Origin of the sequence: Modestobacter sp. VKM Ac-2977, from assembly GCF_026968045.1 — a bacterium.
Lineage (GTDB): Bacteria > Actinomycetota > Actinomycetes > Mycobacteriales > Geodermatophilaceae > Modestobacter.
Genome location: NZ_JAPVBQ010000001.1, coordinates 609,982 through 631,348, shown reverse-complemented (window position 1 = coordinate 631,348; position 21,367 = coordinate 609,982). Strand labels below are relative to the sequence as shown.

Below are 21,367 nucleotides of genomic sequence, written 5' to 3'. Positions count from 1 at the left end.
CGACGCTCGGCGGCCTGTTCGCGGCCCTCGTCGGGACGGCGCGCGCCCAGGAGGTCGGGGTCGCGCTGGCTGCGCTCGGCGGGCTGCGACCGACCGAGCCGCACGCCCACCCGCAGTTCCTCGCCGTGGACCCCGCCGCCCAGCGCCGCGGGCACGGGCGCGAGCTGCTCGGCCGCGGACTCGTCCGGCTGGCCGGTACCGGCCGGGGTGGGCCCTGGAGACCACGGACCCGGCGAACCTGCCCTTCTACGCCGCGGCCGGCTTCGTCGTGCGGCAGGCGGTGACCCTCGCCGCCGGCGGGCCGACCGTGTGGGCGATGTGGCGGACGCCGGCGAGAACGGGGTGGCCGGCCGCGGGCAGGATCGGCGCATGAGCGCGACCACCCCGGGCGTCGTCCGGCCGGCCATCCCTGCCGATGCCGCCGGCATCGGCTCCTGCCACCTCACCTGCTGGCGCGAGACCTACGGCGAGCTGCTCTCGACCGCCTTCTTCGCCGCCCGCGACCCCGACCGGTTCGCTGCCAACTGGGCACGGCTGCTCGCCGACCCCGACCAGTCGCCGGTGGTCGTCGCAGTGGTGGACGGCGAGGTCGCCGGGTTCGCCCAGGCCGCACCCAGCCGCGACGAACCCCCGGTCCGGGCCGAAGAACTGACCACGCTCTACCTGCGTGTGGCTCAGCACGGCAGCGGGCTGGGCCAGGCGCTGCTGGGTGCCGTCCTGGGGAGTCGACCGGCCTCCTTGTGGGTGGCCGAGGAGAACCCCCGGGCTCGGCGGTTCTACGCGCGCAACGGCTTCCGGCCCGACGGTGCACGGCAGGTGGTCGACTCCTGGGAAGGCCTGGCGGAGATCCGTCTCGTCCGCTGACCTCGGTCGCGTCGCTGACGTCGGGGTTTCAGCACCCGGGCGGGTCGGGGTAGGCGGAGGGGCATGGACACAGACCTCGAGTCCGCCACCCGCACCGAACTGCTGCGCCGCGCGCGCGAGCAGGACGTACCCGGACGCTCGTCGATGACCAAGGAACAACTGGTCGACGCGCTGACGTCCGGCGACGGCGGCCCGTCCGAGGGCGCCGCGTCCGACGGCACCTCGTCCGGCGGCGTCCGCGGCGACGGCTCGCGGCCGGTGCACTCCCGGGTCGAGCCCTTCCGGCTCCTGGCCAAGGCTCGGGCCCGCGGCGAGATGGTGCTCATCCCCCGGATGCTCAGTGGCAACGACCGCCGGGTGCACGTGCGGGAGACCGTGCGCGAGGACCACGAGACCCGCATCGCCACCGGCGACCTGGAGGCGCGGGCGAAGTTCGACAAGCTCGCCGGCTCGGTCTTCCACTTCTTCCGCGGCACGAACCTGCTCTTCTACCGCGACCTGGTCGGTGAGGACGCCCGGCTGCCCACGGTGCTCGCGCTCGGCGACGTCCACCCCGGCAACTTCGGCGTGATGCCCAGTTCGGACAACGTGCCGATCTTCGGTGTCAACGACTTCGACGACGCCTACTACGCGCCCTTCACCTGGGACCTCAAGCGTGGTGCCGTCGGCTTCATGCTCGGCGCGGCCGAGAAGTCCGATCTCAGCCCGAAGAAGCAGCGGGCCATCGCGCGCCGCTTCGTGCGCGGCTACGTGGCCGGCATCGCCTCCTACGCCGCCGACGGCCAGGAGCAGACCGAGCAGCTCCGGATGGACAACGCGCCGCCGCTGATCGCGGAGCTGATCGGCAGCACGCTGGAGACCAGCCGTGCCGACTGGCTGGCCGAGCTGCTGGACGAGACCCGGAGCGGCTTCCGTACCGACGAGGAGCTGGTGCCGGTCAGCAGCCGCCGGGAGGAGTTCCAGCAGCTCGTCGACCGCTACGTCGCCGAGAACGAGGTGGAGGTGCCCGAGCGCGCCGGCCGGATGCGGGTGAAGGACGTCGCCGAGCGGCGCGGCGCCGGCACCGCTTCGCTGGGCCTGACCCGGTACTACGTGCTCATCGCCGGGGTGCGCGACGACGGCACCGACGACCTGCTCCTGGAGTTCAAGCGCGCCCGCCGCTCCGCCCTGTCCGGGCTGGTGCCGCCGTCGGGGTACGAGGTCGACGGTCAGGGTGACCGGATCCGGCACGCCCAGCGGGTGCACCTGGTCAGCGGCGACGTCTTCTACGGCAGCGTCGACATCGACGGCAAGAGCTTCATGGTGCGCGAGCGGGCGCCGTTCCGCGACGACATCAGCCTCGGCTCGCTGTCCACCACCGAGTGGAAGGAGTACGCCGAGATCTGTGGGCGGGTCCTTGCGCACACGCACGCGATGTCGGACGAGACCGGCAACGTCGACTACGACGTCGAGCCGGCGATCCTGGAGGCGATCGGCGGGCGGGACCTGTTCGTCGACGACATCCTCCGCTTCGCCGAGGAGGCCGCCGAGCGGATCCGCCGGGACCACGAGTACTTCGTCGCCGACCACGAGCTGGGCGCCTTCCGCAGCGTGGACGTCGTCTACCGCTGACCTCGGCGGTCGGCGGGACGGCGCACCCCGTCCCGCCGACCGACGCGGAAACCGTCAGACCCCGTACGTATGTTCGAGTGCATGACGACGACGGCGATGCCACCGGGGTTCTGGGGTGTGGCGGTCGACGTCTGCTTCACCGGCGACTGGCACCGCGACCAGGGGGCGACCTCTCCTGATGAGCGGCTGGCTGCCCGGTTGCGGTCGGTGCAGCGCCAGCGGGCGATGGACGCCGCCGAGGAGGCCCAGCTGATCCTGGCCCTGGCCGGTCAGCGGCCCGCGGCGCTGGACCCGGACGGTCCCGGTGCCCGCCGGCCCGGCTGGGCCAGCGAGACCGGCGGCGCGGAGATCAGTGAGTTCTTCCTCGCCGAGCTGTCCGCGGTGCTCAACCTGGGCCGTGGGACGGCGGCGGTGCGGCTGCGGCGGGCACTGACCTGGTCGGAGAAGCTGCCGCGCACCTTCACCGCCCTGGCCGCCGGGCAGCTGGACGAGCGACGAGCCCAGGTGCTGGCTGATGTCCTGGAGCACACCCCGGCGCAGATCGCCGGGCAGGTCGAGGCCGCGCTGCTGGGTGAGGCGACCGAGCTGTCGGTGGCGCGGCTGGAGAAGCGGGCCACCGAGGAACTGCTCCGCCTCGACGCCGCCGCAGCCGAGGAACGCCGGGAAGCCGCCGCCAAGGACGCCGACGTGCGCGTGTACCCCTCCCCCACCGACGGGCGGTCGACCCTGGCCGCGGACCTGCCCACTGATGAGGCCGTGGAGTGCCACGACCTGGTCGACCAACTCGCGAAGATGCTCAAGGCCGACGGCGACCAGCGCCCGATCGGCGCCCTGCGGGCGCACGTGCTGTCCACGTTGATCCGCCGCCCGGCCGATTCCAGCCTCCCGCACGTGGCCGCGAACGTGACGATCACCGCCGACCTGCACGCCCTGGCCGGGGCGAGCAGTGCCCCGGGTGAGGTGAACGGGCTGCCGATCACCGCCGCCCACCTGCGTGAACTGCTCACCCGGGTCGGCGCCCTCGGCCTCAGCACCCCCGACGGCGGCACGTTGACCTACGCCCTCACCGGCCCCGACGGGGAACTGCTGGCCACCGTGACCCCGGCCGAACTGGCCCGCCTCGCCCGCCGCGGCTGCCCACACCACCCGGACGCCCCGAACTGCGAGTGCCCGGTGCTCGGCCCGCCACCGGCCACCACCGCCTACACCCCCACCGAACGCCAACGCGCCTTCATCACCACCCGCGACCGGCGCTGCCGCTTCCCCAACTGCGGCCAACGCGTCGGCTGGACCGACCTCGACCACGTCACCGCCCACGCCTGCGGCGGCCCCACCGACTGCACCAACCTCTGCTGCCTGTGCCGCTCCCACCACCGACTCAAGACCTTCGCCCCCGGCTGGCAGTACCGCCTCGACCGGAACGGCACCCTGCACGTCACCACCCCCTCCGGCGTCACCCGCACCACCCGCCCACCCGGCCAGCGACCACCCGACTCCCGACCACCGGACACCCCGACCCGACAGGCCGGACCACCACCGGGAGCACCACCACCGGCCGACGACCCACCGCCCTTCTGACCCCACGTCGGCAGACATCACCCCTGCCCGCCCGTCCTCCTGTCGATGAGCCCTCCCGTCGGCATGCGCTCGTGTCGACAAGCGCTGGTGTCGACAAGCGCTCGTGTCGACAAGCGCTCGTGTCGACAAGCGCTCGGCGGGCCAGGCGCCCGCCCCGACTGGCCCCCGCCTCGACACGTCCGTTCGTCGGCGCACCACCAAGGCGCCCTGCGATCGGTCGTCCGGGCGGCGCCACGCCGGGGGTTTGCCACGGCACCCCCCGGTGGGCGACGGTGGTGCCGTGCGCAGACGAGACTTCCTGGCCGCCGGCGGCGCACTCCTCCTCGCCGGCTGCAGCCGATCCGGCAGTTCCCCGGCCGCTGCGCCCACGACGTCGGCAGCCTCGACGTCGGCAGCAGGGTCTGCAGCCGCGTCGACCAGTGCGGCCCCCACGCCGACCGAGGAACCAGCGCCCACCCCGGGGACGCCGGCGGAGATCCTCGCCCGGTCGACGGTGCCGGTGCTCTGCTTCCACCAGATCCGCGAGTTCCGGGCCGACGACAGCGCCTACGCCCGCACGATCATCACGCCCCCGGCCGTGCTCACCGCCCAGCTGCAGGCGCTGCGCGACGGCGGCCACACCCCGGTCACCGCCCCGGCGCTCGTCGACCACCTGCAGTACGGCACCGCCCTCCCCGACCGGCCCGTGCTGCTGACCTTCGACGACGGGTCGGTCACCCATGCCACGGCGGCCCTGCCGGTGCTCCGCGAGTTCGGCTTCCCGGCGGCCTTCTTCCCGATGACCGTGGTGCTGGACAAGCCGGACTGGCTCAGCAGCGACCAGCTGCGTGAGCTCGACGCGGCGGGCATGACGATCGGCGCGCACAGCTGGGACCACCAGCGGGTGGACCAGCTGACCGGCGACCAGTGGACCGAGCAGCTCGACGACCCCAGGGCCACCCTGGCCGGCATCCTCGGCCACCCGGTCGACCTGCTCGCCTACCCGCACGGCATGTGGGACCAGGAGGCGCTGCCGCACGTCGCCGCCGCCGGCTACCGGGCCGCCTTCCAGCTCTCCGAGCCCACCGACCCGGCGCAGCCGCTGCTCACCATCCGCCGGATCATGCCGCCGCCCACCTGGGACGGCGCCACCCTGCTGGCCCACCTGGAGTCCGACTTCTGACCGTCGGCGTCGCGCCCCGGCGGCTACCGTGAGGGGCGTGGCCCGGGTCGTCGTCGTCGGCGCCGGGCTCGGGGGTCTCGCCGCCGCCGCCCGGCTGGCCGCGACCGGCCACGCAGTGACCGTGCTGGAGCGGGCGCCGCAGGTCGGCGGCAAGCTCGGCTGGTACGCCCGCGACGGCCACGGCTTCGACACCGGCCCGAGCCTGGTCACCATGCCGCAGGTGTTCGAGGACCTCTTCGCCGCCACCGGCGCCCCACTGTCGGAGGTGCTGCCGTTGCAGCGGCTCGATCCGGCGGTGGCCTACCGGTTCGCCGACGGGACGACGACGGCGCTGCCCGGGCACCGCGACGACATCCCGGCCCGGCTCGACGCCGACCTCGGCCCCGGCAGCGGCGCGCAGTGGACGGCACTGCTGACCCGTGCCGAGGCCATGTGGCGGGCCACCGAGCAGCCGTTCCTGCGCACCCCGCTGGCCGGTGCGGCCACGCTCGCCCGGCTCGCCCGCAACACCGCCGACCTCCGCACGGTCGCACCCGGCCGGACGCTGCGCGGCTTGGGCGCTGCCTACCTGACCGACCCGCGGCTGCGGATGCTGCTGGACCGGTACGCGACCTACTCCGGCTCGGACCCCCGGCGGGCACCCGCCGCGCTGCTCACCGTCCCCTACGCCGAGCAGGCCTTCGGTTCCTGGTACGTCCCCGGCGGACTGCGCCGACTGCCCGAGGCGGTGGCCGCACGCGCGGTCGAGCGAGGAGCGGTCGTGCGCACCGGCGCCGCGGTCAGCGAGGTGCTGGTGACGGCGGGCCGGGCGACCGGGGTGCGGCTGGCCGACGGCGAGGTGGTGCCGGCCGACGTCGTCGTCTGCAACGCCGACGCGACGAGCCTCTACGGCAGCCTGCTGCCGCCGCAGGCGCCGGTGCGGCGGGCCCGGGCCGCGCTGCGGCGGGTGACGCCGTCGTCCTCGGGGTTCGTGCTGCTGCTCGCGCTCCGCGGCCGCACGCCCGGGCTGGCGCACCACACGGTGCTGTTCCCCACCGAGTACGACGCCGAGTTCGACGCCCTGTTCGGACGGGGCGGGCCCCGCCGGCCGGTGGCCGACCCGACCGTCTACGTGAGCGCCCCCGACGACCCGGCCACCCGACCCGACGCCGACAGCGAGTCGTGGTTCGTGCTGGTCAACGCGCCGCGGCACGAGCCGGGCACCGGCGTCGACTGGACCGCCCCCGGGCTGGCCGACCGCTACGCCGACCAGGTGCTGGCGACGATGGCCGCCCGCGGGCTCGACGTGCGCGACCGGGTCCGCTGGCGGGTGGTGCGCACCCCGGCCGACCTGGAGCGGGAGACCGCCAGCCCCGGCGGCTCGATCTACGGCACGTCCAGCAACGGGGCCCGCGCGGCCTTCCTGCGGCCGGCCAACGCGGCCCGCCTCCCGGGCCTGTTCCTGGTGGGCGGCTCGGCGCACCCCGGTGGCGGGCTCCCGCTGGTCACCCTCTCCGCGGAGATCGTCGCCGGGCTGGTCGGCCCGGCGTGATCGGCCCGGCGTGATCGGCCCGGCGTGATCGGCCCGGCGTGATCGGCGGTCAGCCGGCCCGGACCGGGACCTGCCGCGGTCTCCGGTCGAGCAGCCGCAGCAGCCACCAGCCGTAGCCGATCAGCACCAGGATGATCGACACCTGGACGACGTCGGGCAGCGCTCCCGGGCTCCGGATGCTGGCGACGTTCACCCACGCGTGCAGCACGACCAGCGGCCAGAGCGTGCCGACGTGCCACCGCAGCGCCGCCAGGCAGAACCCGAAGGCGGCGGTGTTCACCACCTGGAAGGCGATCTCGTCCGGTGCCCGCCCGAACCAGAGCCCGCTCATCAGGTGCCCGAGACCGAACAGCACGCCCACCAGGACGGCTGCGCGGGCCAGGCCCAGCGGGCTCAGCAGCCGCTGCACCAGCCCTCGGCTGAGCGACTCCTCGGCCAGTCCGACCGCCAGCATGGTGACCACTGCGCCGGCCAGCACCGTCGCCGACCCGGCCAGCCCGTCGACGAGGTGCAGCAGCCCCTCGCCCAGCAGCGGCAGCAGCAGCCACCACGAGCGGTCCGGCCACCGCCAGGCGAGCCCGGTCTCGCGCCACCACCCGAGCCAGCCGATCAGGGCCAGGGTGAGACCGGCGAGCACGACGTTGACCACCGCAGCCCCCAGGTCGGGGAACCACCCCGGCTGCAACGGCGGCAGCAGGTCCTCGACGGCGAACAGCACCAGGTGCCAGACCACCGTGACCGCAACGGCGAGGGTCAGCGGCCGACCTCGGGCGAGGTCGAGCACACGCTGGCGCACGACCGGCAGTTTCCCGTGCCCGGCGCCCCGCCGTCCATCCCCGTCGACGCAGCGACTCCCCCCTCACCGGGCGGGGTGAGGGGGGGAATCGAGGGGGACCGAGCCCGTCAGGCGTCGCGGCGGCGGAAGACCAGGACCGCCACGAGCAGCAGCGCGGCCACCTCGGCGGCGAAGACCCCGAAGCCGGTCCACGGGGCCAGCACCGCCCCGCCGTTGAAGGGGGCGACCTGGGCGACCGCCCCGCCGGCGTTGCCCGGCAGCAGCTTGGCCACCCACTCCCCCCACGTGCCCGGCAGTGCGTAGGCGACGTTGCCGACCACCAGCACCAGCGCCATGCCGACGGTCAGCGCCGCCGCGGTGTGCCGGATCAGCAGCCCGGTGGCCAGCGCGAAGACCCCCAGGCCGGCGAGGTAGAGCCCGTTCCCCAGCAGGGCACGGAGCACCCCGTCGTCCGACAGCGCCAGGCCCACGCCCTCCCGGTCGAGGAACCAGTTGCCTCCGAGGTAGCCGGCCACTGCGGTGACCACGCCGGCCACGAAGAGCACGACGGTGAGCACCACGGCCTTGGCCGCCACCACCCGTCCGCGCCGGGGCACCGCGGTGACGGTGGCCCGGATCATCCCGGTGCCGTACTCGCTGGTGACCACCAGCGTGCCCAGCGCCAGCGCGGTGAGCTGGGAGAACAGCAGCCCCCAGGTGAGGAAGGCGGCGGGCGCCTCCCCGGTGTCGCCGGCGGCCAGGTCGCTGGCCGCCGCCCAGCAGACGAGCGTGGTCAGGCCGGCGCCGAGCAGGAACAGCAGGCCCAGCGACCAGCGGGTGGAGCGGACGGTCCAGAACTTGACCCACTCCGCGTGCAGCACCTGCGCGAAGCCGGGCTGCCGGACGCCGGGCACGTGCCGGTTCGGGTCGAGCCGCACCACGTCGGCGGCGGACGAGGAGCCGGTCCCGGGTCGGGCCGGGGCGGTGCTCACGGTCGGGGTGGCACTCATCGCACGGCTCCTGCGGTCTCGGCCGGGTGGGTGGCGTACTCGACGCTGTCGGCGGTGAGGGTCATGAAGGCGTCCTCCAGCGAGGACTGGACGAGGGCGAGCTCGTGGACGTACAGCCCGGCGCCGCCGAGCAGCTCACCGATCTCGGCGGCGTTCCGGCCGCGCACCCGCAGCTGGTCGTCCAGCCGATCGACGTCCAGGCCCTGGCCGCGCAGCAGCGCCTCGGCGTCGGACACCCGCGGACTGCGGACCCGGACGTAGGAGGACGCGTGCTCGGTGATGAAGTCGGCCATCGAGCAGTCGGCCAGCATCCGTCCGCGGCCGACCACGATCAGGTGGTCGGCGGTGAGCGCCATCTCCGACATGAGGTGGCTGGAGACCAGCACGGTGCGGCCCTGCCCGGCCAGCTCCCGGGCGAGGTTGCGCACCCAGCGGATGCCCTCCGGGTCCAGCCCGTTGACCGGTTCGTCCAGGACGACGACCGGCGGGTCGCCGAGCAGCGCCACCGCGATGCCGAGCCGCTGGCCCATGCCGAGGGAGAAGCGACCCACCCGCTGCTCGGCGACCGCCTCCAGCCCGACCAGGTCGAGCACCTCGTCGATCCGGGTGCGCGGGATGCCGTTGCTGGCGGCCAGCCAGCGCAGGTGGTCGCGGGCGCTGCGGCCGGGGTGCAGGGCCCGGGCCTCCAGCAGCGCACCGACCTCGCGCAGCGGCGCCGGCGACGCGGCGTAGGACCGGCCGTTCACGGTCACGCTGCCCGACGTGGGGCGGTCCAGCCCCAGGATCATCCGCATCGTGGTGGACTTGCCGGCCCCGTTCGGGCCGAGGAAGCCGGTCACGCGGCCGGGCTCGACGGTGAAGCTCAGGTGGTCGACGGCGGTCCTGGGGCCGTAGGTCTTGGTGAGTCCCCGGGCGACGATCACAGCGAGCCCCCGGGATGGGCGGGAGAGGTGGTGTCCATGCCGACGAGCCTGTCGGCGGGGCCACCCCCGGCACATCGGGGAGCACCCTGGACCGACCCTGACCGCACCCGGACGAACGCGCTCAGGGTCGGCCCTGAGGGGTGGGTCAGCCGACGCTCTGCTCCGCGGCGGCGGTGACGTGCACGCCCGCCGCGAACTCGGCGGCCTCCACCGCCGTCCAGTCCAGCTCGGTCGGCACCTGGACGACGACCGGCAGACCCGACGCCTGGTCGACGTAGAACAGAGAGCCGGTGAAGGGGGTGACGCCCGCGCCCCCGGCCGCCTGCCGGTCGACGTCCACCTGGTCCGCCGACTCGACGTAGACGCCCTCACCGGCGCCGACCGGGACCGTGGTGCCCTCGGTGGGCAGGGTCGCGTCGGAGGACAGCAGCATCACGGTCAGCTTGCCCAGGTAGGAGTCCGGGGCGGTGTCGACCATGGCCTGCGGCCCGATGGTGAGCGCGTGCTCATCGGAGTGCAGCAACGTCCAGCTCTCGGGCACCTCGTCGACGGAGTACCCCGCCAGCTGGTCGCCGGTGAAGTCGACGAGCTCGATCGCCCCGGGCGCCAGGACGGTGCCGCTGCTGCCCCCTGCCTCCGGGCTGACCGGGGTGGGGGTCGCCCCACCGAGGACCAGCGCGCCGACGCCTGCGCCGGCGACGACGAGGCCGGCCACGCCCGTGCGCTGTGCCCGGCGGCGGCTGAGCGCACGGCGGCCACGGAGCAGGTCGGCCTGCACGGTCTCGTCGGCGACGGTGGTGTCGACCTCGGCGGCGGCGTCGGACAGGAGGGTGTGGACGTTCACGAGGGACTCCAAGCGGTCACGGTGGTGCGGTGGTCGACGGGAGTGCGGGCAGGCGGCGGGGCCGACGACGGCTCCTCCAGCGGGACGCCGAGCGCCCGGCGGAGGTGGTCCAGGCCGCGGGCGGTCTGGCTCTTCACGGTGCCCTGCGAGCAGTTCAGGACGTCGGCGGTCTCGGCGACGCTCAGCTCGTGCAGGTGCCGGAAGACCACCGCCGCCCGCATCCGCGGCGGCAACTGCGCCAGCGCCGGCCGCAGCCGGGCCAGCACCTCGTCGTCCCGGTCGTCGGCGGTCTCGACGGCGGTGTCGGGGAGCTCGGCGCGGGAGTGCTCCCGACGCCGCCAGGGCCGGCGGGTCTCGTCGATGAGCGTGGTCACCAGCGCCCGGCGGGCGTAGGCGTACCGCGCCTCGGGCACCCGTAGCCGGCCCCAGGCGACGTAGAGCCGGGTGAGGGCGACCTGCACCAGGTCCTCGGCGAGGTGCCGGTCCCCGGCTGCCAGCAGCGTCGCCGAGCGCAGCAGGTCGCCCCGCCTCGCGACGACGAACGTGGAGAACTCCTCGTCGCGCCCCGGCCTCACGTGGTGTCCGATCTTTTCATGCCCTGGAGACGGGATCCGGGGCCGGGAGGTTGCATGCCCCCGAGGGCGGCCGGATCAGCCGCCGGCGAGTGCGCCGACGACCAACCAGGTGAACAGGAACGCCCAGCCACCGGTCAGCCGACGGGCTCCCGGGCGTGGCGCCGGGATGCCGGGGAACGGACCGGACAGCAGGAGGAAGGCCAGGCTCCCGATCGGCGGCCAGCTCAGCCAGAACCAGCCCCAGCGCGTGGCCCGGGCCGGCGGTGGGCCGCCGACGAGCAGGAACACCACTGCCAGGCCGTGCGCCAACAGCACCGTGCCGGCCCAGTTCGGCAGCCGCCAGCCGAGCACCTCCGACCAGGAGGACGCCTCCGCCAGGGGGACGACGCGCAGGTCGGGGTCAGCAGCCTGCAACTCGGCGGCCAGATCGCGGTACAGCACCGGCCGGCGGTCCTGCGGGACGTCGCCCCCCGGACTGGCCTCCCAGACCTCGGTGCGGCGGGTGATCAGGCCGGACTGCCAGACCGCGGTCTGCACGGCGTAGCCGGTGGCGCCCGGCTCCAGCCCCTCGCTGACCCGGACCTCCTCCACCCGACCGGCATCGACCGCCGCCCGCAGGTCGTCCAGGGACCCCGGGCGCTGACCGACGAGGACGGAGGCCAGCACCATGCCCAGCCCCAGCACGACCAGCGCCACCCGGAGCGCCGTCCACGGGTCCCGCAGGCGCGCCCGCGGACGGGGATGGGCCGGTGCGGTCGATGCGGCGGCCGACGGCATGAGGTGACCGTAGAGGTGACCGGCCGTCAGCGGGACGACATCGGCCGGATCAACCGCGCGCGGCGCCCAGGCCGAGCACCGCCGCCAGACCCAGCGCGCTGCGCGGTGCGTACGGGGTGCGCCACAGCCCGCCGTGCGCGGCGGCGTGTGCCTCGTCCTGCCACGGGTGCTGCTGCGCGGGCCCGCCACCGGTGTGCAGGTCGTGCACGAGCAGCGCCGCCATCAGCACGTTCGACGTCGCCGGCTCGAACACCTCCACGCCGAACCGGTGCGCCCCGGCGTAGGCAGCGGCCAGTGCGCGGTTCTTGACCACCGAGCGGGTCCGGGTGGGCGGGGCGACGTTCATCGACACCGTGCTGCCCGCCGCCCGGGCCACCGAGGCACGCCAGCGCTGCAAGCGCTTGGCCAGCGCGTAGTTCGGCCCCTGCTGCGGCACCAGGCTGTCGGCGATGCCCGGGTCGGTGCCCGGCACGTACGCCCGGCGCAGCAGCCGCCCGGCCGACAGCGTGCGCAGCGGCCGGCCCACCAGCTTCGCCGTCCGCGGCCGGGAGGCGTAGGCGGCGACGGAGTGCTCAACCGCCTCCCCGGGCACCGCGAAGACGTCGGTCGGGGTGGCGAGGAACGCCAGCGCCAGCTCGGGGCGGGCCTCGGTCAGCCGCCGGGTGAGCGCGTCGACGGCGGTGGAGACCCGGACGTTGGTCGCGCCGTCGGCGTAGACGTAGTTGCCGAGCACCGGGGAGCCGGGCAGGGCCGCGAGCCAGTCGGCGACCTCGGGCACCTCGGTGATCAGGTCGGCGCCGGCCGCGTCGTCGTCGGCGACCGGCAGCAGCAGCGTGCCCGCGCCGCGCCGGGCGGTCTCGTGGACCCGCTGCCACAGCGGCGGCCGGGGCAGGTCGACGGCGGCGACCCGGGCTCCCCACCGCAGCAGGGCGGTCAGCGGCCCCATCTCCGCGCCGGCACCCAGCACCGCGACCGTGCGGTCGGGGAGCGCCAGCCACTCGGGGTGGTCGGCCACGGTGCGCACCGCGTCGGCGCAGCTGGGCTCGATCACCCCGGCGTCGACCCAGGCGACCAGCCGGCGGTGCAGGTCGTCGCCGCGCAGCCGGGTGCCGCGGTAGGGCAGCGACAGCTCGCGCTCGGGTTCGGCGTCCCCGGTCACCTCGACGGTGCGCAGCCGGCGAGCGGCCGGCGCGGTCTGCAGCGCGCCGAGGTCGGTCTCGCCGTCCGGCCCGGCGACCCGCATCCGGGCGTGCAGCGAGTCCAGGCCAGCCCCGGCGATCTGCAGCGCCGCGTCGCGGGAGCTCAGCCCCGCCTCCACCGTGCGGCGCAGGTGGGGCAGGTAGCCGGCCCGCCAGTTGGTCTCCTGCTCAGCTGCCCGCGCCCCGGTCGGGTCGACCGGCCGCAGTGCGTCGGCGACGACCGCCCGACCGAGCGTGGCGGTGCTGCGCCGCCCGTCGGGCCCGGCTGGGAAGACGACTCCGCGCTGCTCCTCGGTCACGGCCCGATCCTGCCCGACCCGGCCCGCCGCTGACGGCTGGGGCGCTCAGGCCCCAGCCGCCGGCACCGTCGGTTACTGGTTGCCGATCTTGCCGTCGGCGGCGTCGCGCCCCTTGTCGATCTGCGCGTCGTGCGTGCCACCGGTCTTCTTGTCGGCGAACTGCTCGCCCTTGTCCAGCGCCGAGTCGCTGGCCTTCTCGCCCTTGTCGCTGTCCAGCGCGCCCTTGGCCTTGTCCATCATGCTCACGGCTGTTCCCCCAGGGATCCGGTCGCGCCGGTGGCGCGGCTCGGCCCCGGACATGCCCGCCGACCGGTGGCGGCAACCGCTCAGTCGCGCACGACCGGTTCCGGCAGGTCGGCCGGTGCACCGGCCTCCAGCCAGCGCAGCAGCGTGCGCACGGCGAAGCCCGTGCCGCCCTTGACCACCTCGGCGTCGTCCCGGCCGGCGCGCGCCGGGCCGGCGATGTCCAGGTGCGCCCACGGCAGGCCCCCGGCGAAGGGCTGCAGGAACAGCGCCGCCGTGGTCGACCCGGGGTCGCCCGGGGCGTTGTTCGCGTCGGCCACCGCGGAGTCGAGCTGCGCGCGCAGGTGCCCGACGTGCTCCTCGCTCAGCGGCATCCGCCAGAACGCCTCGCCCGCGTGCCCGCCCGCCGTGAGCAGCGCGTCGGCCAGCCCGTCGGTGGTCGCGTACAGCCCGGCCGTCCGGGCCCCCAGCGCCGTCCGCATCGCCCCGGTGAGGGTGGCGACGTCGACCAGCACGGTCGCCCCCAGCGCCAGCCGGGCGTGCGCCAGCGCGTCGGCGAGCACCAGCCGGCCCTCGGCGTCGGTGTTGCGCACCTCGGTGGTGCGCCCGCCCACGTGCCGCACGACGTCGGCCGGCCGGTAGGCGGTACCGGAGACGGCGTTCTCGCAGAGCGCGACGACGGCGGTGACGGCGCCCGGGAGCTGCAGCCGGGCCGCGGCGTCGACGGCGGCGAGGACCGCGGCGGCGCCGGCCATGTCGGTCTTCATCTCGCGCATGCCCGGGGTCTTCTTGATCGAGATGCCCCCGGTGTCGAAGGTGATGCCCTTGCCGACCAGCACCGGGTGCGCCGGGCCGGTCCCGTCCGGCCGGTAGGTGGCGACCACCATCCGCGGTGGGGAGGCCGATCCCCCGCCGACGGCGAGCACACCACCGAAGCCGCCGGCCCGCAGCTCGTCGGGCCCCAGCACGGTGACCGTCACGCCGGCGACCGCGCCCAGCCGCCCGAGCGCCTGGTCGGCGAGCCAGGCCGGGTCCTTGGTGCTGCTGGGGGTGTTGACCAGGTCGCGGGCCCACACCACCGACTCCGCCGCGACCCGGCCGGCGAGCTCACCGGCGGCCACCGCCGGGTCGTCGGCACCGGCGGCCACCACGAGCACCTCGGCCAGCCGGGGCGGGTGCGGGGTGGAGGTGTCCCGGAAGCGGTAGCCGGCCAGCAGCGCCGTCTCGACCGCGGTGCGGACCTCGTCGGCCCCGGCCGGGGCGACGCCGGTGTCCAGCGGCAGCACGAGCCGGCGGGCGCCGGACTCGGCGAGCGTCTGGGCCCGCCGGACGGCGACCGCCACGTAGGAGCGCAGGTGCGGCAGGGTCGCGTCGCCCACCCCGACCGCCAGCACGCTGCGCGGGCGCCGGCTCTCCATCGGCACGTTGGTGATCCCGCCGGGCTTGCCGCCGTTGCCGGTGTCGGCCAGGGCCGCGGCGAGGAACTCCGGGTCGACCGGCGGCTGGGCCGCCGCGGTGAGCCAGTCGGGCAGGGAGCCGCGGGCACGCACCGGCACGGCCAGGACGTCGTCGGGACCCAGCACCGGCAGCGCCGGGACGACCTCGACCCGCGGCAACGGCGCGGCCCCGGTCGCCGGCGTGCTGCCGACGGCCGGGGCCGCGTCGTCTGTCGCGGGGCTGCCCGGGGGCAGACTCGCGTCGGTGTTCAGCTGATCGCGCCCTTCAGGGCCTCGGAGAGGGCGCTCGCCTCGTCGGGGGACAGCTCGACGACCAGCCGGCCGCCACCCTCCAGCGGGACGCGCATGACCAGGCCGCGGCCCTCCTTGGTGACCTCGAGGGGACCTTCACCCGTACGCGGCTTCATGGCCGCCATGCGTGCCTCCTTCACCGGCCACCCACAGCCCGGCTGGACCGTGGTGTGGCGACTGTTCGTGCAGAGCTGTGCGGTCCATGATCCCGTATCCCCGGCCATCGACCAACCCGGACCCCTCAGTCCGGGTGCATCGCCCCCGCCCGGAAGCAGGTCGCGACGTGGTCGTCGACCATCCCGGTGGCCTGCATCAGGGCGTAGGAGGTGGTCGGTCCGACGAAGGAGAACCCCCGCCGCTTCAGCTCCTTGGCCAGTGCAACCGACTCCGGGCTGGTCGCCGGGACGTCGGCGAGGGTCTCCGGCCGTGGACGTCCCGGGGGCGGTGCGAACGACCACAGCAGGGCCGACAACCCCTCCGGCAGGTCGAGCGCAGCCCGGGCGTTGCGCACCGCCGCCGTCACCTTGGCGCGGTTGCGGACGATCGCCGCATCGGCCATCAGCCGCTCGACGTCGTCGTCGCTGAAGGCGGCCACCGCCGGGATCGAGAAGCCGGCGAACGCGGCCCGGAAGGCGGGGCGCTTGCGCAGGATGGTGATCCAGGACAGGCCCGACTGGAAGGCCTCCAGGGTGACCCGCTCGAACAACGCGTCGTCGCCGTGCAGCGGCACCCCCCACTCCTCGTCGTGGTAGCGGACGTACTCGGGCGCACTCGTCGCCCATCCGCAGCGCTCCACCGGGGCCGGCGTCCGCGCGGTCACGGGACGGCCGTGTCGAGGTCGTCGAACTCCGACCGCGCGGCGCGGACGGGGCTGCGCCGGGTGGCCAGCACGCAGCCGAGGAGCACCAGCGGCAGCCCGAGCGCCAGGCCCAGGGTGAACGGCTCGTCGAGCACCAGGACGCCGAGCAGCACGGCGACCGCCGGGTTGACGAAGGTGATCACCAGCGCCCGCTGCGGGCCGGCCTCCCGGATCAGCGCGAAGAACAGCGCCAGCGCCAGGGCGGTGCAGACCGTGCCCAGCGCGAGGAGGGCCAGCCAGGCCTGCGTCGGTGCCTCGACGGCGTCGCCGAGCCGGGGCACCGCGAACGGCGCGTAGACCAGCGCGGTGAACAGCAGCGCGAATGACGCCGCCGTCACGCCCGGCACGTCGGGCAGCTTGTGGCTGATCACGATCGGGGCGACGGCGTAGCCGACCACCACCAGCGCGACCGCCCCGATCGCGCTGAGCTGGGCCCCGCCGACGTCCAGGCCCAGCAGGGCGACGATGCCCACCACCCCGATCAGCATCCCGACCACCCGCAGCGGGGAGAGCCGGTCCTCGTCCCCGGCGACCAGGGCCGCCACCGCGGCCACGAACGGCACCGCCGCGACGAGCAGCCCGGTCAGCGAACTGGACAGCGACTGCTCGGCGTACGGCAACAGCAGCCAGGGGCCGGTCATCTCCAGCACGGTGAACAGCAGCAGGGCCCGCCAGTGCCGGCGCAGCGCGGTGCCCAGGTGCCCCCGGGCGAGGGTCCACGGCACGAGCAGCGCCGCGCCGATCGCGCAGCGCAGGAAGACCACCACGACCGGGGAGAAGTCCTCCACCGCCACCTTGATCAGCAGGTACGGCAGGCCCCAGATGAGCGACATCGCCACGAACAGCGCCCAGCCCCGCCGACTCATCCTCGTCCCCCAGCCGCCGCCGTCACCGGGTCATCATGGCTCCCCGGTACGACGGTCCCGACGGCGGCGGACCCACGGCCGCAGGCGGCGATCGGTCAGGCCGGGACCGCCGCCCCGGCGGCCCGGTCGACCATCCGCCGGCTGGCCGCCGTGCCGCCGAGCACCAGCGCGCAGCCGGCCACCACGGAGCCGACGAAGAGCACCACCCCGACCGGCTCGTCGGCCAGCACGTCGATGAACGGGGTGATCAGCGCCAGCGCCGTGACGCTCGCGCCGCCCACGCAGACCGCCAGCGGGATCCAGGTCTCCCGCATCCGGGCCGCGTGCAGGGTGGCCACCTCGGTGCCGGCCAGGTGCAGGGCGCGGTACTCCCCGGCGTGGTCGAGCACCCGGCCCGCCTGGGTGACCCCCGTCGAGACCGCGGCCAGCAGCGACGCGATCACCAGCGTGATCGCCGTCCCGGTCGCGATGTCCACCCCGAGGTGGTCCTCCTCCGCACCGGTCGCCGCCAGACCCGGGCTGACGCTGAGCACGCCGGCGACGAAGGCGACCAGCGCCACCCCGCCCACGCTGCGCCAGGCCGCCTTCGGGTCGTCGACGATCCGCCGGCCGGCCAGCAGGGTCGGCACGCTGCGCGCCCGCCGGGCGACCACCCGGCCCAGCACCGAGATCAGCCACGGGCCGACCAGGTTGAACACCCACATCGCGCCGGCCAGGCTCGCGACGAGGATCGCCAGCACCACGATCGCGTCCAGCCGGAGCAGCCCGTTCGCGGCGAGCAGGAACACCCCGACCAGCACGAACAGCGGGAGCAGCCGGGTCCAGGACAGCGGCTTCACCCCGGTGCGCGCGGCCACCCCCAGTGGTGTGACCGCCACCCGGCGCAGCGCCGCCAGCGCCGAGACCAAGGCCACCAGCGGCACCGCCGGCAGGGCGAACGCTCCCCAGGAGCCGACCCACAGCTCCCCCACCGCGAAGGCCCGGCCCTGGAAGTGCAGCAGCGCCACCAGCGGCAGGGTCGCCCCGTAGAGCACCGCACCGGCCAGCGCGCCGGCGACCGCCTGGGCCAGCGCGTCCGCGACCGCCATCCCCGCGACCTGCCCGGTGGTCGCCCCGGCCAGCCGCAGCGCCGCCATCCGGGCGTTGCGCCGGGCGATGGCAAGCCGGGCCGCCGCGCCGCCGAGCGTGATCAGCGGCACCAGGATGAGGGCAGCCGCGACGACGGCCAGGACGACGTACACCTCGGCCATGCCCGAGGGCTCCGGCTCGGTCCGCTCGACGGCGGCGCGGTCGACGAAGGCGCGCAGCCCGCCCAGGGTGGTCAGCAGCGCCCAGGTCACCGCGGTGAAGGCGAGCACGGCCAGGCCGGTGGTCAGCCGGTCGGGCCCCTGCCTGCGGGCCAGCGCCCACCACAGGCGCAGCGCGGCCCTCATCGGAGGCCACCGCCCGGCGCCGCGGCCGGCGTCCGGCGGTCGTCGACCAGCAGGCCGTCGCCCATGGTGACCACCCGTCCGCACCAGGCGGCGACCCCCTCGTCGTGGGTGACCACGACGAGCGCGGCCCCGGCCGCCGAGGTGGAGCGGACCAGCAGGCTCATCACCTCCTGCCCGGTGGCGGCGTCGAGGGCACCGGTCGGCTCGTCGGCGAAGACGACGCCCGGCGAGGTGACCAGGGCGCGGGCGATCGCCACCCGCTGGCCCTGCCCGCCGGAGAGCTCACCGGGCCGGCGCTGCTCCAGCCCGGCCAGGCCCAGGTGGTCCAGCCAGCGGGCCGCCCGCTCGGTCGCCGTCCGGCGGTCGACCCCGGCGAGCATCAACGGCAGCGCCACGTTCTCCACCGCGGGCAGCTCGGGCAGCAACTGGCCGGACTGGAAGACGAAGCCGAAGTCCGACCGGCGCAGCACCGTGCGCCGCGCGTCGGACAGCCGCGCGAGGTCCTGCCCCTGCCAGGTGACCGACCCGGAGGTCGGCCGGACGATCCCGGCCAGGCAGTGCAGCAGGGTGGTCTTGCCGGAGCCGGAGGGCCCCATCACGGCCAGCGACTCGGCGCCGAGGTCGAGGTCCACCCCGGCCAGGGCGTGGGCGGCGGCCGGGCCGTCGCCGTAGGTCATCCGGAGGTCCCGGGCGGAGAGGGTCGCGGTCATGGGCTGATCGTCGGCCGCCGACCCGGCGCACCGCGTCGCCCCGGGGACGGAAGCCCGGCGGGCCGGCTCAGCCCTGGGTCGTACGACCGGCTGGGGGTTTCCCCCGGTCGGCGGCCGGGCAGCGACCGGGCACCACCAGCAGCCGGACGACGGAGGTCCCGTGACCGCAGCCGATCCCGGGCGGCCCGACCGTCGGCGGCTGCTCGTCTCCGGCCTGCTGTTCGGTCTCGGCGCCGCGGGTGCGGTCGACGAGATCGTCTTCCACCAGCTGCTGCACTGGCACCACTTCTACGACCGGGCCAGCGGCGCCGCCGGGCTCGTCTCCGACGGGCTGCTGCACGCCGCCACCTGGTCGGCGACCGTGGCCGGCCTGGCGCTGCTCGCCGACGTCCGCCGGCGGCGGTCGTTCGCAGCGGGCGCCTGGTGGGGTGCGGTGCTGGTGGGCGCCGGGGCGTTCCAGGTCTGGGACGGCGTCGTCCACCACAAGCTGCTGCGGCTGCACCAGGTCCGCTACGGCGTCGACCTCACCGGCTACGACGTGGCGTGGATCGGCGCCGGGGCCCTGGTGCTGCTGGCCGGGGTGCTGCTGCTCCGGCGGGCCCGCACCCACCCCGCTCCGAGATCGCCGGCACCGTGAGCCAGGCCGTGTGGACCGTGGTGCTGGTGCCGGCCGCGCTCTACCTGGCCGGGGTCGCCCGCTCGCGCTCCCCGTGGCCGGTGGGTCGGACGGCGGCCTGGCTGGCCGGGCTGGGCTGCCTGGCCGTCGCGCTCACCGGGCCGCTCGCCACGACCCACGGCGACCTGCGCGCGCACATGGCCGCCCACCTGCTGGTGGGGATGGTCGCCCCGGTGCTGCTCGTGCTCGCCCGCCCCTCGACCCTGCTGCTGCGCGCCCTGCCCGCGCCCGCTGCCCGGCGGGTCAGCCGGGCGCTGCGCACGGCACCGGTGCGAGTGCTCACCGATCCGTTCGTGGCCACCGGCATCAACGCCGCCGGCCTGTGGCTGCTCTACGGCACCGGTCTGCTGACGGCGATGCTGCACTCGCCGGGGATGCACCTGCTGGTCTCGGTGCACGTGCTCCTCACCGGCTGGCTGGCCACGGCCGCCGTCCTGGCCCTGGACCCGATCGGGCACCGCCGCGGCGTGGTCGCCCGCGCGGTGGCGCTGGCGGCGGGAGCAGCCGCCCACGACGTGCTGGCCAAGGCGCTCTACGCGGCACCGCCGGCCGGGGTCACCGGAGCCGAGGCCGGCGCCCAGCTGATGTACCACGGCGGCACGGTCGTGCACGTGCTGGTGGCCGCCCTGCTGTGGCGGCAGTGGTACCGGTCGCGGGCGACGGTCCGGGACGCCGAACGCGCCGCCCTGCCGACCCCGGCCTGAGCGCGCTCCGCCCCCCCCTGCCCCTCTGCACGGGTTCTGTCCGCTCTGCCTGTGCAGCAGCACGTGCAGAGCGGACGAAAAGCGTGCAGAGCGCGCCCTCCCCGCGCCGTCAGGCGGGGTGGGCCTGCGCGTAGGCGGCGAAGCGGCGCAGCGACAGCCGGACTCCGGCGGCCATCACCGGGCGCACCAGCGGCCAGCCGGCCCGACCCAGCGCACCCAGCGGGAGGTCCAGCCCCTCGGTCCAGACGAACGTCGACCCGCCGTCGTCCCGGGGCCGCACCTCGAAGGTTCCCGTGCCGCGCACCACCCGCCCGGTGTGCCGCACGTCCACCCGGCGGGGCGGCTCCCAGCCGGTGATCAACATGGTGTCGAGCACCCCCAGCCGGCGGCCCCCGAGCGGACCGGGCAGCCGGACGCCGGTGGTGGCCGCGAGTTCCCCACCCACGCCCTGCCCGTCGCGGGCGCCGGCCCGCACGTCGGTGAGGAGCATCCACTCACCCTGCCGGTCCCAGTCGACCAGCGCCGCCCACACCTGCTCCGGTGGTGCGTCCACCTCGACCTGCTCCACCAGTTCAGGCATCGGCCCGCCTCTCCTCGTCACTCCCGGGGCCGTCCTCCAGGACGGGGAGGCCTCCGGGTTCGGTGCCTCGCTGGTCGACCGGACGCTGGACGCCGGGCAACTGGGCACCCGGCAACTGTGCCCGCAGGGCCGCGATCTCCGCGTCCCGGTCGTCCAGCACCGAGGCCAGCTGGTCCAGCAGCCAGTCGACCTCGGTCATCCGGTACCCGCGCACCGCCACCGAGATGCGCAGCGCCCGGACGTCGTCGGCGACCACCGCCCGCCCCTCGGGCAGCTGCACCGGGGAGCGCTCGGGCTCGGCCGGGGGCTGCGTCTCGCCCCGGCCGAGCAGCAGCGAGGCGCCGAGGAACAGCAGCCCGCCGACCAGCAGCAGGCTGACGACGAAGACGAGTCCGGCCAT

General features: G+C 75.6%; 23 protein-coding genes. 7 read left to right on the top strand and 16 right to left on the bottom strand.

From position 1 onward, the window contains the following. Window positions 1–369: 369 nt before the first annotated feature. The 5 genes from O2V63_RS03030 to O2V63_RS03010 all read left to right on the top strand — a co-directional run bounded on the left by O2V63_RS03030 (window position 370) and on the right by O2V63_RS03010 (window position 6,746). Window positions 370–864 (top strand): GNAT family N-acetyltransferase, encoded by a 495-nt coding sequence (locus O2V63_RS03030; RefSeq protein ID WP_269166088.1) that lies wholly within the window; start codon window positions 370–372, stop codon window positions 862–864. A 63-nt stretch (window positions 865–927) separates the two neighbouring features. Then, window positions 928–2,475: a DUF2252 domain-containing protein gene (locus O2V63_RS03025; protein WP_269166087.1), complete on the top strand. Its 1,548-nt coding sequence runs from the start codon at window positions 928–930 to the stop codon at window positions 2,473–2,475. Between the two features lie 81 nt (window positions 2,476–2,556). After that, the gene (locus O2V63_RS03020) at window positions 2,557–4,053 is read left to right on the top strand and encodes an HNH endonuclease signature motif containing protein (RefSeq protein WP_269166086.1); all 1,497 of its coding nucleotides are present in this window, start codon (window positions 2,557–2,559) and stop codon (window positions 4,051–4,053) included. A gap of 280 nt (window positions 4,054–4,333) precedes the next feature. Then, window positions 4,334–5,215, top strand: a complete 882-nt coding sequence (locus tag O2V63_RS03015) for a polysaccharide deacetylase family protein (RefSeq protein WP_269166085.1) — start codon at window positions 4,334–4,336, stop codon at window positions 5,213–5,215. Window positions 5,216–5,252: 37 nt separating this feature from the next. Further along, entirely contained in the window at window positions 5,253–6,746 is a 1,494-nt protein-coding gene (locus O2V63_RS03010) for a phytoene desaturase family protein (RefSeq protein ID WP_269166084.1), read from the top strand. A gap of 49 nt (window positions 6,747–6,795) precedes the next feature. On the opposite strand, the gene O2V63_RS03005 is transcribed toward O2V63_RS03010, so the two are convergent. The 14 genes from O2V63_RS03005 to O2V63_RS02940 form a co-directional block, all read right to left on the bottom strand. Further along, window positions 6,796–7,542, bottom strand: a complete 747-nt coding sequence (locus O2V63_RS03005) for a CPBP family intramembrane glutamic endopeptidase (RefSeq protein ID WP_269166083.1) — start codon at window positions 7,540–7,542, stop codon at window positions 6,796–6,798. Window positions 7,543–7,649: 107 nt separating this feature from the next. Continuing rightward, complete coding sequence (locus O2V63_RS03000) at window positions 7,650–8,531, bottom strand: ABC transporter permease (RefSeq protein WP_269166082.1); 882 nt, start codon at window positions 8,529–8,531, stop codon at window positions 7,650–7,652. Next, window positions 8,528–9,454 (bottom strand): ABC transporter ATP-binding protein, encoded by a 927-nt coding sequence (locus O2V63_RS02995; RefSeq protein ID WP_269166081.1) that lies wholly within the window; start codon window positions 9,452–9,454, stop codon window positions 8,528–8,530. The genes O2V63_RS03000 and O2V63_RS02995 overlap by 4 nt, the downstream gene beginning before the upstream one ends. A gap of 145 nt (window positions 9,455–9,599) precedes the next feature. Continuing rightward, on the bottom strand, window positions 9,600–10,310 hold the full coding sequence (locus O2V63_RS02990; RefSeq protein WP_269166080.1) for a hypothetical protein: 711 nt from the start codon (window positions 10,308–10,310) through the stop codon (window positions 9,600–9,602). Next, a complete protein-coding gene (locus O2V63_RS02985; protein WP_269166079.1) occupies window positions 10,295–10,873 on the bottom strand; it encodes a SigE family RNA polymerase sigma factor in 579 nt (192 codons plus the stop codon). Before O2V63_RS02985 ends, O2V63_RS02990 begins: the two co-directional genes overlap by 16 nt. 75 nt (window positions 10,874–10,948) lie before the next feature. Then, entirely contained in the window at window positions 10,949–11,650 is a 702-nt protein-coding gene (locus O2V63_RS02980; protein WP_269166078.1) for a hypothetical protein, read from the bottom strand. Between the two features lie 49 nt (window positions 11,651–11,699). Further along, window positions 11,700–13,148, bottom strand: a complete 1,449-nt coding sequence (locus O2V63_RS02975) for a hypothetical protein (RefSeq protein ID WP_269166077.1) — start codon at window positions 13,146–13,148, stop codon at window positions 11,700–11,702. Window positions 13,149–13,220: 72 nt separating this feature from the next. Further along, window positions 13,221–13,388, bottom strand: coding sequence for an antitoxin (locus O2V63_RS02970; protein ID WP_269166938.1), 168 nt, complete (start codon window positions 13,386–13,388; stop codon window positions 13,221–13,223). Window positions 13,389–13,474: 86 nt separating this feature from the next. After that, window positions 13,475–15,007, bottom strand: a complete 1,533-nt coding sequence (locus tag O2V63_RS02965; protein WP_269166076.1) for a leucyl aminopeptidase family protein — start codon at window positions 15,005–15,007, stop codon at window positions 13,475–13,477. A gap of 89 nt (window positions 15,008–15,096) precedes the next feature. Further along, on the bottom strand, window positions 15,097–15,264 hold the full coding sequence (locus O2V63_RS02960) for a DUF3117 domain-containing protein (RefSeq protein WP_064972432.1): 168 nt from the start codon (window positions 15,262–15,264) through the stop codon (window positions 15,097–15,099). A 116-nt stretch (window positions 15,265–15,380) separates the two neighbouring features. Beyond that, window positions 15,381–15,959, bottom strand: coding sequence for a DNA-3-methyladenine glycosylase I (locus tag O2V63_RS02955; protein ID WP_269166075.1), 579 nt, complete (start codon window positions 15,957–15,959; stop codon window positions 15,381–15,383). Continuing rightward, the gene (locus O2V63_RS02950) at window positions 15,956–16,864 is read right to left on the bottom strand and encodes a DMT family transporter (RefSeq protein WP_269166074.1); all 909 of its coding nucleotides are present in this window, start codon (window positions 16,862–16,864) and stop codon (window positions 15,956–15,958) included. The genes O2V63_RS02955 and O2V63_RS02950 overlap by 4 nt, the downstream gene beginning before the upstream one ends. 95 nt (window positions 16,865–16,959) lie before the next feature. Next, window positions 16,960–18,297: a hypothetical protein gene (locus O2V63_RS02945; RefSeq protein ID WP_269166073.1), complete on the bottom strand. Its 1,338-nt coding sequence runs from the start codon at window positions 18,295–18,297 to the stop codon at window positions 16,960–16,962. Further along, window positions 18,294–19,007 carry an ABC transporter ATP-binding protein gene (locus O2V63_RS02940; RefSeq protein WP_269166072.1) on the bottom strand — a complete coding sequence of 238 codons (714 nt, stop codon included), beginning with the start codon at window positions 19,005–19,007 and terminating at the stop codon, window positions 18,294–18,296. Before O2V63_RS02940 ends, O2V63_RS02945 begins: the two co-directional genes overlap by 4 nt. 160 nt (window positions 19,008–19,167) lie before the next feature. Between O2V63_RS02940 and O2V63_RS02935 the strand changes: the two genes are divergently transcribed. Beyond that, on the top strand, window positions 19,168–19,644 hold the full coding sequence (locus O2V63_RS02935) for a DUF2243 domain-containing protein (RefSeq protein ID WP_269166071.1): 477 nt from the start codon (window positions 19,168–19,170) through the stop codon (window positions 19,642–19,644). After that, on the top strand, window positions 19,641–20,387 hold the full coding sequence (locus tag O2V63_RS02930) for a cytochrome c oxidase assembly protein (protein WP_269166070.1): 747 nt from the start codon (window positions 19,641–19,643) through the stop codon (window positions 20,385–20,387). The genes O2V63_RS02935 and O2V63_RS02930 overlap by 4 nt, the downstream gene beginning before the upstream one ends. 109 nt (window positions 20,388–20,496) lie before the next feature. Here O2V63_RS02930 and O2V63_RS02925 read toward each other — a convergent pair whose 3' ends face one another. Continuing rightward, the gene (locus tag O2V63_RS02925) at window positions 20,497–20,967 is read right to left on the bottom strand and encodes an SRPBCC family protein (protein WP_269164925.1); all 471 of its coding nucleotides are present in this window, start codon (window positions 20,965–20,967) and stop codon (window positions 20,497–20,499) included. Continuing rightward, window positions 20,960–21,367 carry a DivIVA domain-containing protein gene (locus tag O2V63_RS02920; RefSeq protein WP_269166069.1) on the bottom strand — a complete coding sequence of 136 codons (408 nt, stop codon included), beginning with the start codon at window positions 21,365–21,367 and terminating at the stop codon, window positions 20,960–20,962. Before O2V63_RS02920 ends, O2V63_RS02925 begins: the two co-directional genes overlap by 8 nt.